Genomic DNA, 12,478 nt, shown 5'->3' with positions numbered 1-12,478 from the left:
TTCAGGACTTTTTTTATTAACATTTTTCTTACCAACCATCATCCACAGCCGGTTTTTTAGGCTTTGGTGCGGGTTTAGCTGCTGAACCTGCCGGTGTTTTACCTTTGGCTTTCGGATCTGCAGATGCAACAGGATTAGATGAGGTGACTTCTTCTGTTTTTTCTATACGTGAATATACCCGGCTGATTATTTTCCATTGATTATTTACTTTCAGTAAGTTAAGTAAATCAATTATCTTATTGCTGGCATATTCTGATTCTGTCACAGCTGTAGCGGCAGTACCGGCGTAACTCCAGGAAATAATTCTGGTGGTACGTTCCATTTTTTGGTTCGGTTTGATTTTGGAAGCGAGTGACTCAACGGACATTCCCGTCACACCCGTTTTACCAACAGCTTTCTGTATGGCATCACTAAAAAATGCTCCTTTAAATCGTTCAACTTCGCCATTGGTGCCACCTTCAAGAAAATCGTTGAGCGTTTGAGTGATAAGTTCAGCATCCGATTGAGCTTTGGCTGATAAACTCAGAAAAAGAATTGCTATCGCTATTATTTTTTTCATGTTGATTTGAAATTATATTGCAATTTAAACGTAAAAATTTATTCATTATTTTTTGTGACATTTTTTTTTAATTTCTGTCAAAGAATTCGTAAAATCAGTTAGATTTGCTTGATAAATTTAAACAATTAAAACAATTACAAAAATGGGATTAATGTCTTTTTTTAAAGGAGTTGGAGAAAAACTTTTCGGCAAAAATGAGCAGGAAGCTGCCGAAAAAACTCCGGAGCTAAAAGCCTCAGCTCTTTTGGCTCATGTTCAAGGTCTTGGTATTCCTTTTAATTCACTAACTGTTAAGGTAAATGGCGACACGGTTACTGTTTCAGGCGAAACAGATAGTCAGGAAGATGCCGAAAAATAGCCCTTGCTGTTGGTAATGTAGAAGGCGTTGTAGCGGTGGATAATCAGATCGTGGTTGCTACTCCTGCACCTGAAGCCAGATATTATACTGTTGTAAAAGGTGATAGCTTGTCAAAAATTGCAAAAGAAATGTATGGCAATGCCATGAAATATCCAGTGATTTTTGAAGCTAATAAACCAATGCTTAAAGATCCTGATTTGATTTATCCAGGTCAGGTATTGAGAATTCCTGAGCTTTGAGAAAATATCACTTAAATGAAAAAAGTCGCTTATTGCGGCTTTTTTCATTTTCAGGCTATCTGATTTAAGTTATTTTTAAAATGCTCAAATTCTTGTTCCAAAATTTTAATATTCTTCTCAAAGTTAGTTAAATCACCTTTTTTTGATGGAACTTCTATGATTTTCGTGATTTCATGAATTCTCATTAGGCCAATAGTGCCAGAATTTCCCTTTAAAGTATGAAGTTCTTTTTGAATACTCACAACATCATTGTTTGTATAAGCATTTTTTGTATTGGCAATTTGTTCTTCAGCCTCAATTCTAAAATCCTCAAATACAGAAAGTAGCATTTCATTGCCAACCATTTCACGCAAACCATTGATTACTTCCATGTCAAATGCAGGTATTTGCTGATCTATGGTGTCTTCAGTTTCAGTAGGTTTTTCTAAGTTTTGCTTTACCGGAGTAAGTTTTTTTCTGTTCGGATTGATGAGTTCCTCTACTTTCTTTATCAGCGTATTGGCTCTGATGGGTTTCGAAATGTAGTCATCCATTCCTCTTGCAAGAAAATTCTCCTTATCATTTTGCATGGAATATGCCGTCATTGCCACCACTTTTGGCAATCGCCCGGCAAATTCACTTTTTAATCTCTGGGTAGTTTCAATGCCATCCATGCCGGGCATTTGAATGTCCATCAAGATAAGGTCAAAATCCTGATTTTTCTCAAAAATTTGAATTGCCTTTAGACCTGATTCCGCATCAGTTACTTCGCAATTGGCTTTTTTAAGGATTTCGGTTGCTACTTTTCGGTTTACGCTATTGTCATCAACCAAAAGTATTTTTGGAGAATATTCAGAGAAATAATTGGTTAGGGTAATTTCTTCATGAGATTTTTCCAGGTTAATAATAGCCGATCCATCGGTTTTTTTGGCAGTTATTGAAAACCAAAAATTACTCCCCTTTCCTTCTTCAGAAACCAGCCCGATTTCCCCACCCATTTTTTTACACAATTCTTTCGATATCACCAGGCCTAAACCGGTACCGCCCACAGCTTTTTTGGTCGAAATGTCCAGCTGTTGGAACGAATGGAAAAGTTTAATCTGGTTTTCTTTCGAAATACCTGTTCCAGTGTCTGTTACTTCAAATCTTATTATATATTGTTCATTGTCAATTGGTTGGTTGCTTATTTTTATAAGAATTTGTCCATTTTTTGTAAATTTTATGGCGTTAGAAGTAAGATTAGAAAGAATTTGCAAAAGCCTGACCTGATCGCCTTCAATGTATTGTGGTGTTTCATCAGAAATACTATAGCCAAGTGTGTTGTTTTTTTCTCTTGCTTTTTGAGTAAACAAAGCCACCAAATTGTCCAGGGTATCTTTCAAGTCCAACGGTTTATATACCAAATCCATTTTTCCGGCCTCTATTTTTGATAAATCCAGAATGTCATTCAAAATGGTAAGCAGGGTTTCTGAAGACTTTCTTATGGTTTTTACATAATCTTTCTGGTCTTTTTCGAGAGGTGTATCGTTTAGAACATCAATCATACCAATAATTCCATTCATTGGCGTCCTGATTTCATGACTCATATTGGCCAAAAACTGTTCTTTTATTTTTAGCGAATGCTCAGCATCGTCTTTAGCTTTTTGTAGCTCCTGTGCACCTTTTTTTAGTTCGGTAATATCCCTGGCTACCCCTTCAACTTCTATAGGTAAGCCTTTTGCATCTTTTATCATCCTGATATTTAGCATAAACTGCCTTAAAGTCTGGTCTTTTCTTTTGACCAAAACTTCAAAATTTGTAATGCTACCTGTTTTTAACAATGCTTTGATATCTTGTGAAGAGTCCAACGCATTTTCAAAAAACTTATCTACCTTTTGCCTGATAACTTCCTCAACCGTATATCCGGTGTGTTTTAAAACTGATGGCGATATCATTATTACGTTTCCAGCAAGGTCAGTACGATAATAAATATCAATAAAAGACTCAATAATATTCCTGAATTTCTCTTCACTTTTTTGAAGATTTATCAGTGCATTTTTTTTCTCAGTAATATTCCGGGCAATACCTGACACCTCTTCTATCTGACCGTCTTCGGTTGACAAAATCGGATTCAAATAAAATTCAAACCAATTGCTGCCTCCATTTTTTTCTCCCCAATGCATCTCAAAATATTGGGGATGACCCTGAAAAGCAAGGTTATATTTTTCTCTGAGAACAGGTTTGTCATCAGGTGAGATCAGCTTCCAGCCCATTTTTTCGATGCTGGTGCCAGCAGCTGGCGGTGCTCCAAGTTGCTGATATAGAAGATTATAGTAGTTTTTGTTAAACGAACTCAGATAATGTTTTTGATTTACTGTCCATATATAGTGAGTGCTGCTGTCAAAAATGGCATTTAATCGGGCAGTTTGAATCATGAGTTCACCTTCAGCCTTTTTTCGCTCCATGGCGAGGGCTATTTGCCCCGATACAAACTCAAGCAGTTCAAGATCACGACTTGAAAACTTGGTCTCGTCGGAATATGACTTTATGCCGATAACACCTATGGTTTTTTCATTCAATATAAGCGGAACCAATATTTGGATGGCCGGAAGTATGGATTCGTAAATAAAAAGTTTTTCTTTTTCAATGATCACAGTTAGCTCTTCTTTGTTGAATATCAATGGTTTATTTTGTACCATCGTATATTCAATCAGACCATTTCCCAGGTTTCGTTTTTTATAATCATGACCTGTTTCAAAATATTCATCCACATGGTAAGGGAAATAGATGCTGTTGTTTTCAGGTTCAAAAACGGCCACAAAGAAATTATTGGCATAAATATTTTTCTGTAGATTCTGATGAACCTGCGTCAGGAAATCTTCAAGGTTTTTTGAGCTAAGATTACTTTGGGCTATTGAATAATATAAGTTTTGGGCTGCCTCGGCTCTTCTCCTGAGTGTAATGTCATGCAAAATGCAGCGGAAAGAAACAGGCTGCCCATGCAAAAATCTACAACTTACGTCACCCGACAAATACACTCTTTTCTTTTCTTTATTTCTTATTACCAAAAGAAATTCACCCAGGTTTTCTCCATTTTTGATTTTTTCAAAGCCTTCTTCAGTTTTTTCTTTTGAAAGTGGATGAAGTAAGTCACTTATTTTTAGTCCTTTAAGTTCGGTTCCGCTGTAGCCTGTTACGTTATGAAATGCGATATTAGAAAATATGAATTCGCCTGAAAGTGATAACATCAGAATCACTTCTGCGGTATTATCAACAAAGTCTTGCAGTAAATCAAATTTTTCGCTGGAGCCTAAGGCTACAGATTTTTGAGCTTTGGTTTTCATCTTTAATTCAGATGTATAATTATGCCTAAAACTAACTAATTTATGCGTATTTTTGAGCAAATAAGTTAAAAAAACAGGTATATAAAATTGGAAAAAGTAAGAGCGAAAAAGCATCTGGGGCAGCATTTTCTTAAAGATCAGGGAATTGCGATGGATATTGTTGAAAGCTATAAAGATGTTTTTTCAAACAGGAAGTTGCTCGAGGTAGGGCCGGGGATGGGAGTCCTTACCCAGTATTTGATTAAAAGGCCTGAACTCAATTTATCATTAGTTGAAATTGATAATGAGTCAGTTGCTTATTTGAAAAATGTTTTGAATTTTCCCGGCGAAAAGATTTTTGGGGAAGATTTCCTGAAGATGAATTTTGACGAAAACAATGGACTGGATGGTAATTTCGGAATAATTGGAAATTTTCCATATAATATTTCATCCCAAATATTTTTTAAAGTTTTAGACTATAAAGATAGGGTAGGTGAGGTAGTGGGAATGGTGCAAAAGGAAGTTGGGAAAAGGATTGCATCCGGACCGGGAAATAAAGATTATGGAATATTGAGTGTGCTTTTACAGGCTTATTATGATATTGAATATCTGTTTTCAGTGCCTCCTGGAGCGTTTGATCCGCCACCAAAGGTAGATTCTGGGGTAATCAGACTGGTCAGGAATTATGAAAAAACGCCGGAGTTTGATTTTGTCAAATTTAAATTAGTAGTAAAAACCGCTTTTAATCAAAGGAGGAAAATGCTTGGTAATGCCTTGAGACCTATCACAACAAAAGAAAATCTGCCCTATATGACTAAAAGGGCAGAGCAACTTGATTATAAGCAATTTATAGAATTGACTGAATTAATTTTTTAAGTGTTTCAGCTTTTCAAAATTTAGCACTCTGATTTTTCCTGTCGAAATCTCAATAAGTTTTTCGTCTTTAAAATCAGAAAGAGTCCTTATGGCGGTCTCGATAGAGGTACCTGCCATATTTGATAAATCTTCTCTGCTAATTTTTATTCCGGTCTTGTTGTTTCGGTCATCTGATTGCTCAAAAAACTTGAGCAAACATTCACTTACACGTTTTCTAACAGAATTATAGGCAAGTTTCAGAAGTTGATCTTCATTCTCTTTGATATTATCAGAGAGCATTTTTATGAATTTCTGCGAAACCTGGCGATTTTGATGGATCAATTTGAAAAATTCTGATTTTGGAATTAGAATAAGTTCAGAATCTTCGAGAGCAGAAGCTGATTCCATGTAGCTGTCTTCCCGCATAAGGTTAACGTATCCGAAGAAGTCACCTTCATTGTGTAGATTGATTATCAGTTCTTTACCGTCTTCGTTGGTTTTGTAAGTTTTAACTTTTCCTTTCTCAATATAAAATAAATAAAGCGGAAAATCACCTTCTCTAAATATTTCTGATTTCTTCTTGTATTTTCTTTTTTCACGATTCTGGGTCAGATTTCTGAGCTCTTCCTCACCGCCAACATCTCTCACCAGATTATTTAGTCCTTCAATATTTCTCGAATATTTCTTCTGCATTTGTTCGATTTTCTTGAAGCGGCTCTCGAGGGCATTGAGCAAATCTACATCATCAAAAGGCTTGGTGATGTAGTCGTCAGCACCCATTTCCATACCTTTTCTAAAATCGCTGCGGTCGGCTTTTGCGGTAAGAAATATAAAAGGGATATTTTCTGTTTCAGGGTTTTTTGAAAGTAAATGAAGTACCGAATAGCCATCCAAAACAGGCATCATGATATCACAAATCACCAAATCCGGTTTCAGACTGGTAGCCATTTCTACTCCTAGTTTTCCGTTTTCAGCAGTAAAAACCTCATAACCATCAAGTTCCAAAATCTCGGCGGTGTTTTCTCTGATATCGGGGTTATCTTCAATTAATAATATTCTTTTCATCTGTTTTTAATAGAATGGTTATTCAACAATCGAGGGTTTTACTTTTCTTGGTAAATTTACATTAAAAATACTTCCTTTTCCAACTTCACTAGAAAATTTAATGCTTCCTTCGAGATAGTTTACATATTGCTGTACTATACTAAGCCCAAGCCCTGTACCCTGAATGTTTTCGACATTGCTTGAGCGGAAGAACCGGGTAAATAATTTTTTATGGTCTTTGGTCGGAATCCCAATTCCCTGGTCTATAATTCGTATAAATATTTCAGATTTTTGAGAGGTTACCGTAATAGTAATTGTAGTATTTTCGGCAGAAAATTTGATAGCGTTTGTAAGCAAATTTATCAATATATGACGCAAAAGTTTTGGGTCTAAAACTACATTTGGATCTTCGTTTGGTTTTTTCTCAAATATAATCTGCTGACCGGGCTTTCGTAATCCGGTGAGATCTGATATCAAATCATGAACAAAATTGTATAAATCGAACTTTTCCGGATTTACACTTACTTTTCCTTCTTCAATTTTGTTTACAGAAAGGATATCATTCAGGATTTCAGTAAGGTTTCTGATAGATTTTTTGATTCGCTCAATGTGTTTTTCTCTTTTTTCAGAATCTTTGAGTTCTGAGTATTTTTCTACAAGAGAAAGAGATGAAAGTACTGTGGAAAGGGGAGTGCGGAATTCATGGGAGGCTATGGAAATAAACTTGGTTTTCATGGAGTTGAGCTCCTGCTCTCTTTTCAATGACTGATCCAGTTCACTTTTGGTTTTTTCCAGTTTTTGAATGGCTTCTTTCAGAATTAAAGTCCGCTCCTCAACTTCTCTTTCAAGTTCCTTACGGTAGTTTATTTCGTTTTCCTCGGCTTTTTTTCGGTTGGTAATATCTATTATAAAACATATTACAAATTTGCCTGTGCTATTGCTGAAAGGGCTTAAGCTCACTTCAACAGGAAACTCATCTTTGTTCTTTTTTAGCCCGAATAAATCAACTTTCTGGCCCATAGACCGAGCCTTAGGATGCTCATTGTAGCTTTCCCGATGGCCTACATGTGCATGCCTGTATCTTGCAGGTAAAAGAATCTCAATTTTCTGATTTAAAACTTCAGATTCTTTTTCGTAACCAAAGGTTTTAAGGCCTGAAGGGTTAATTTTCAAAATTTTGCTTTCAGAGTCTGTAATTATGATTCCTTCGTTCGCATATTTGAAAATGGCCTCAAACTGGTTTAAAATATCAATCTCCACAAAGTATTTTAAGAATAATTCCGAATTATTGTCTTCCATTCGCAAAATATGGCTATTTGAACTGTAAAATTATGACAAAAGTCATGAAATTCAATTCGACATCAGTTATTAATCTAATCTATTTTTTTTTACCGAATGATTAGTGTCATAATATGTGATAAATAATTTCCTCAATTTTGAATACAATTTAGATGTAGAGTAAACCTGATTAATGAGAGGAGGAATTAAAATAGATGGTGAAACAAGAATTTCTAATTTATTAAAGAAATTCAATAATAATTTTCCGTTTTTGAAAATCGAAATTTCAAGAAAAGGCGAAGATTATAGCCGTGATCACCGTGATTTTAAGTTATTTGAGCTCGCCACCAACAAAAAGCCACAAGAATTCTGGATTTACGAAGATCTTAAAGTAAGTGACGTGGAAGAGTTATTCAGAAGCAATCTGGGTTTAAAGATTTCGATATATCGTAAAATGGGAAAAAGCCTTGTGGAGACTACTTTCACAAGTCAATGGACATTGAGTCATCAAAACGACAAAGGCCAGGAAATTTTTTCTACTATTTAATCAGACTAATGATTGTACGGCCAAAGTGCTCGCCTTTTAACATTATTTCTATCGAATTTTCCAGTTGATTTAATCCGATTTCGTGTACCAGCCATTCGGGGAAATCTAATTTCCATTCATTGCCCAGTTTACTCCAGAGATGCTCCCGCCATTGTTGTGTGGCTTCTGCCGAATCAATTCCAAGCAAATTTATTCCTCTCAAAATAAATGGAAAAACGGTAGTGTTTAATATGGGTGATGCTGCCATTCCACATACTGCCACACTGCCATTGGGTTTTGTTAATTTTAACAATTGACCCAAAATATCACCTCCAACCGTGTCAACTGCAGCCTCAAATGCAGGTTTTGCCAAGGGTTTTTGATTTATTTCAAAATCAAATATTTTCTCATTAACAGATAACTTATCAAAATTATCGGCAAAATCAATTTTTCTGGAAATTGCGACTGTCTCATAATTAAGATGTTTTGACAGAAGAAGTGCCCATAATCCAACACCGCCTGTGGCTCCGGTTACTGCAATTTTCCCATTAAAAACACCATTGGTTTGAATTTTATCCAAAGCCATGGCAGCGGTTAACCCGGCGGTGCCAGTAATCATACTTTCCCTAAGGGTAATATTCGACGGCTTTTTTATTGCCCAGGCTGAAGGCACTGAGATGTATTCAGAAAAACCACCCGGAGTATTCATCCCCAGGTCATAACTCGTAACTATTACTTCATCTCCGGTTATAAATCTTTCAGAATTAGAATTTACAACTATACCTGCCGCATCAATTCCCGGGGTATGGGGGTAGTTTTTGGTTACTCCCCGGTTTCCGGAGGCTGACAGAGCATCTTTATAATTTAGAGAAGAATACGAAACTTTTACAAGGAGATCATTCTGAGGTAATTCAGAAATTGGGGAAGTTTTGATATTTCTACTAAACCTTCCATTCTGATTTTCTGTTACCTCAAAATGCTTGTAATCAGCCATTTTTAGAATTTTTATAATCCAAAGCAGCCTTTACAAAACTCACAAACAATGGATGTGGTTGTAAAACGGTGCTTTTTAATTCAGGATGATATTGAACGCCAATAAAAAATCTGTTTTTAGGGATTTCGATGATTTCCACCAAATCGTTTTCAGGATTTGTCCCACCAATAATTAATCCCGCTTTTTCAAAATCAGCCCTATATTTGTTGTTAAACTCCCAGCGGTGACGGTGTCTTTCAGATATTTTGGACTTTCCGTAAATCTTTTTCGCCAGAGACTTATCGGTAAGTTTACAATTATACGCCCCTAAACGCATGGTACCGCCTTTATTTTCGATATTTAATTGGTCTGCCATGAGGTCAATAACCGGGTATTCCGTGGTTTTTTCCATTTCGGTAGAATGGGCATTCTCCCATCCCAATACATTTCTGGCATATTCGATAACGGCCATTTGCATACCTAAACATATACCCAAAAATGGGATATTGTTTTCTCTTACATATTTAACAGCTGCAATTTTTCCTTCAATTCCTCTTTCTCCAAATCCGGGTGCCACCAAAACGCCATCCAGATCTTTAAGTTTTTCTTCCACTGCCTCAGCCACCATGCTTTCGGAGTGAATCCATTCAATTTTTACCTTGGTTTTGTTTACAGCACCACCATGTATAAATGCCTCAGCGATAGATTTATAGGCATCTCTCAGCTCTACATATTTTCCTATTAGGCCGATTTTGACTTCTGATTCCGGATGTTTAAACTTATACAGGAATTCTTCCCATTTTTTCATGTCGGAATCTTTGTCGTTGTAGATGTCCATCATGTACAATGCCCGCTGATCGAGTTTTTCTTTCATCATCAATAGCGGCACTTCATAGATAGTCTTGGCATCCATGGCCTCGATAACCGACTGTACTTCTACATTGCAGAATAGTGCGATTTTTTTACGAATATCATTGGGCAGAGGATGCTCAGTACGACAAACGATAATATCGGGCTGAATACCTGACATTTGTAATTGTTTTACCGAATGCTGCGTAGGTTTGGTTTTAAGTTCACCGGCAGACTTCAGATATGGCACCAATGTAAGGTGAACCGTCAGCATGTTTTTTTCTCCCAGTTCCCATTTGAGCTGACGCACGGCTTCCAAAAACGGAAGAGATTCAATATCACCTACGCAACCACCGATTTCTGTAATAACAATATCAAATTTTCCGGTTTTTCCGAGTTGAAGAATATTTTTCTTGATTTCATCAGTAATATGCGGAATCACCTGAACGGTTTTCCCCAGAAAATCACCTTTTCTTTCCTTGCTCAGTACATTATAATAGATACGGCCTGTGGTCACATTGTTGGCCTGTGAGGTGGGTACATTTAGAAAACGCTCATAATGTCCCAGATCGAGGTCGGTCTCGGCACCATCGTCAGTTACGTAGCATTCACCATGCTCGTAGGGGTTCAGTGTGCCCGGGTCAACATTAAGATAAGGGTCAAGTTTTTGAATGGTTACACTCAATCCTCTGGACTGGAGTAATTTGGCAAGAGATGAAGCTACTATTCCTTTTCCGAGAGAGGAAGTTACCCCGCCGGTAACGAAAATGTACTTTGTTTTTGAATGTTTCCCGTTCAATGGCATTTCTGTAAATGATTGATTACGGGATACAAAGTTAGGGATTTTTATTCAGACCATTTTAAGAATTTTTATAAAAAAAGCACTCAATTGCTTAAGTGCTTTAATGCCATTTAGTTATTTGGCAATATATTTTTTTGTATTACTGTGCATCACAATCATAAGTGAATTTTTCGGCTGCCGGAGCCGGACGATTGTTGACAGTTTTGGTATAATTTACTTCAGAAGGATAGCCCTGACTGTTGTATTTATAATCATAGCTGTAATATATTTTCTCGTTTCCTTTCTTCACTGTGGCCTCCAATACATTGTTGGCATTGATATAATGCGTAAAATTATATCCGGGACCCAAAAGTGAGTAAACCATATAATAACTGAGTATTTGTCCTAATTGCTGATTTTTATAGGGCGAAATTTTATCATCAAATTTGGTATTTTCCAATATCGTTTGCCATTCGCCATCCAGATAAGCACTGATGTATTTTACATTTCCGGCAGCATCATAGGAGAATTTTGTTTCGACTTTTCCTGCGAACGTAGGCCAACTCAAAATCAGCCTGTCAATTTTATTGATGTTGTTGTGAGTGATGGTGGTAGGGTATGAGAAAAATTTCCCCTGACTGTCTTTTCCTTCAAATGTAATGGATTTAAGCAGGTTTTTGGAATCAAAATTAAATAAGATAGAAGCGTTTTTGTTTTTTGAATTGAAAGCTTTAGTGATTTTTCCGTTGGTATATTCAAAAGTATCGAAATCATTGAAGCCCAGTATGTTTTGTAATTTGTTATTGGTAAAAACAAACTGATAAGATTGACCGTCAGAACGGGTATTGGCCAATATTTTACATCCGTTGTTGTTATTAGTAATGTCTTCGATACCAAGGTTAATATCTTTCTTGGAGTCACATCCGGCAAACGTGGCTAGTATTAATAAAAGTATAAAGATTCTTCTCGGCATTATGGAAAAATGGTTTCAAGAGAATAAAGCAAAAATCATGCTAAAAAAGAAGAAGGTCAACGGGTTGTGTAGCCTTTTAATAAAATTCTAATAACAGAGGAGATTAATAAAAAAGAAGAAAATACGATATATATGTCTCAAAATTGTCTCCAGATATGATTTTGGTGTGTTGCAGTTTGCTGGTTTTAAGTAATTGTGAATTAGCAGTTTTATTATTTAAGGATTTTTTTAGAAATAAGCCAATTGATATTTGAATTGCTTGAATTTCTTAGCTTTTGGCATAATGGGCTCTTATAAATGTTTTGCCTGAGCAATTCCTAGCAAGAATAAAAAGTATTTTGAGACATGAAAACAGAAAGAGACATCGCATTTCCGTTTTGAGGATTAAATATCCTCCAAACCTGGCTTCGACATTGCGAAAATGTAGAAGAGTTCATTCGGCTCCCTTTAAGATGGCTAATTATTGGGATTTAATCCGTTAAAAGCATTAAACGCATTACTTTTATATCTTGAATATAGAATTCCCTTTAATTATGCCCATTGATTTTGAGAATACACATTGATATTGCATAAAAATATGCAAATCAAAAATGCAAAAACTTAATGTTTCCTTAACTTCTTAATTTTCAAAGTATTCATAAGAAAACTTGATATCCTTAACGCCCACAATTACTCATATTTTTGGTAAATTTCCCCTTGGTTTAACTTTGAATATCAGGTGTAACGATTAAATTTTACATTCCAAAACTGATATTGAAATAA

At 35.9% G+C, this 12,478-nt stretch carries 9 protein-coding genes and 1 pseudogene; 3 read left to right on the top strand and 7 right to left on the bottom strand.

Annotated elements, in window-relative coordinates; all coding sequences use genetic code 11:
* Window positions 1–28: 28 nt before the first annotated feature.
* Complete coding sequence (locus IPP61_19405; GenBank protein MBL0327296.1) at window positions 29–559, bottom strand: nuclear transport factor 2 family protein; 531 nt, start codon at window positions 557–559, stop codon at window positions 29–31.
* Between the two features lie 142 nt (window positions 560–701).
* Between IPP61_19405 and lysM the strand changes: the two are divergent.
* A pseudogene (gene lysM, locus IPP61_19400) lies at window positions 702–1,156 on the top strand (peptidoglycan-binding protein LysM).
* 50 nt (window positions 1,157–1,206) lie between these two features.
* Here the strand turns inward: lysM and IPP61_19395 are convergent.
* A complete protein-coding gene (locus IPP61_19395; protein MBL0327295.1) occupies window positions 1,207–4,458 on the bottom strand; it encodes a PAS domain S-box protein in 3,252 nt (1,083 codons plus the stop codon).
* A gap of 87 nt (window positions 4,459–4,545) precedes the next feature.
* Between IPP61_19395 and rsmA the strand changes: the two genes are divergently transcribed.
* Complete coding sequence (gene rsmA / locus IPP61_19390; protein ID MBL0327294.1) at window positions 4,546–5,313, top strand: ribosomal RNA small subunit methyltransferase A; 768 nt, start codon at window positions 4,546–4,548, stop codon at window positions 5,311–5,313.
* Here rsmA and IPP61_19385 read toward each other — a convergent pair.
* Window positions 5,302–6,357: a response regulator gene (locus tag IPP61_19385; GenBank protein MBL0327293.1), complete on the bottom strand. Its 1,056-nt coding sequence runs from the start codon at window positions 6,355–6,357 to the stop codon at window positions 5,302–5,304. The two genes, rsmA and IPP61_19385, sit on opposite strands and share 12 nt — an antisense overlap.
* 18 nt (window positions 6,358–6,375) lie before the next feature.
* Window positions 6,376–7,635: a PAS domain S-box protein gene (locus IPP61_19380; GenBank protein ID MBL0327292.1), complete on the bottom strand. Its 1,260-nt coding sequence runs from the start codon at window positions 7,633–7,635 to the stop codon at window positions 6,376–6,378.
* A 172-nt stretch (window positions 7,636–7,807) separates the two neighbouring features.
* On the opposite strand from IPP61_19380, the gene IPP61_19375 reads away from it, so the two are divergent.
* The gene (locus tag IPP61_19375; GenBank protein MBL0327291.1) at window positions 7,808–8,161 is read left to right on the top strand and encodes a hypothetical protein; all 354 of its coding nucleotides are present in this window, start codon (window positions 7,808–7,810) and stop codon (window positions 8,159–8,161) included.
* Here the strand turns inward: IPP61_19375 and IPP61_19370 are convergent.
* From IPP61_19370 to IPP61_19360, 3 genes are all read right to left on the bottom strand, one after another.
* Complete coding sequence (locus tag IPP61_19370; GenBank protein ID MBL0327290.1) at window positions 8,154–9,134, bottom strand: YhdH/YhfP family quinone oxidoreductase; 981 nt, start codon at window positions 9,132–9,134, stop codon at window positions 8,154–8,156. The genes IPP61_19375 and IPP61_19370 overlap by 8 nt on opposite strands.
* Window positions 9,127–10,767, bottom strand: coding sequence for a CTP synthase (locus tag IPP61_19365; protein ID MBL0327289.1), 1,641 nt, complete (start codon window positions 10,765–10,767; stop codon window positions 9,127–9,129). The genes IPP61_19370 and IPP61_19365 overlap by 8 nt, the downstream gene beginning before the upstream one ends.
* Before the next feature lie 136 nt (window positions 10,768–10,903).
* A complete protein-coding gene (locus IPP61_19360) occupies window positions 10,904–11,716 on the bottom strand; it encodes a hypothetical protein (protein ID MBL0327288.1) in 813 nt (270 codons plus the stop codon).
* Between the last annotated feature and the right edge of the window lie 762 nt (window positions 11,717–12,478).

The sequence above is a fragment of the Cytophagaceae bacterium genome (genome assembly GCA_016722655.1).
Lineage (GTDB): Bacteria > Bacteroidota > Bacteroidia > Cytophagales > Spirosomataceae > Leadbetterella.
The sequence above is the reverse complement of the archived record's forward strand: the minus strand, read 5'-3'. Positions and strand labels throughout refer to the sequence as shown.

What these genes read in the sequence shown, in the direction of transcription:
- IPP61_19405 (MBL0327296.1), bottom strand. Translation starts at nt 559, where the DNA reads ATGAAAAAAATAATAGCGATAGCAATTCTTTTTCTGAGTTTATCAGCC.
- IPP61_19395 (MBL0327295.1), bottom strand. Translation starts at nt 4,458, where the DNA reads ATGAAAACCAAAGCTCAAAAATCTGTAGCCTTAGGCTCCAGCGAAAAA.
- IPP61_19385 (MBL0327293.1), bottom strand. Translation starts at nt 6,357, where the DNA reads ATGAAAAGAATATTATTAATTGAAGATAACCCCGATATCAGAGAAAAC.
- IPP61_19380 (MBL0327292.1), bottom strand. Translation starts at nt 7,635, where the DNA reads ATGGAAGACAATAATTCGGAATTATTCTTAAAATACTTTGTGGAGATT.
- IPP61_19375 (MBL0327291.1), top strand. Translation starts at nt 7,808, where the DNA reads ATGAGAGGAGGAATTAAAATAGATGGTGAAACAAGAATTTCTAATTTA.
- IPP61_19370 (MBL0327290.1), bottom strand. Translation starts at nt 9,134, where the DNA reads ATGGCTGATTACAAGCATTTTGAGGTAACAGAAAATCAGAATGGAAGG.
- IPP61_19365 (MBL0327289.1), bottom strand. Translation starts at nt 10,767, where the DNA reads ATGCCATTGAACGGGAAACATTCAAAAACAAAGTACATTTTCGTTACC.
- IPP61_19360 (MBL0327288.1), bottom strand. Translation starts at nt 11,716, where the DNA reads ATGCCGAGAAGAATCTTTATACTTTTATTAATACTAGCCACGTTTGCC.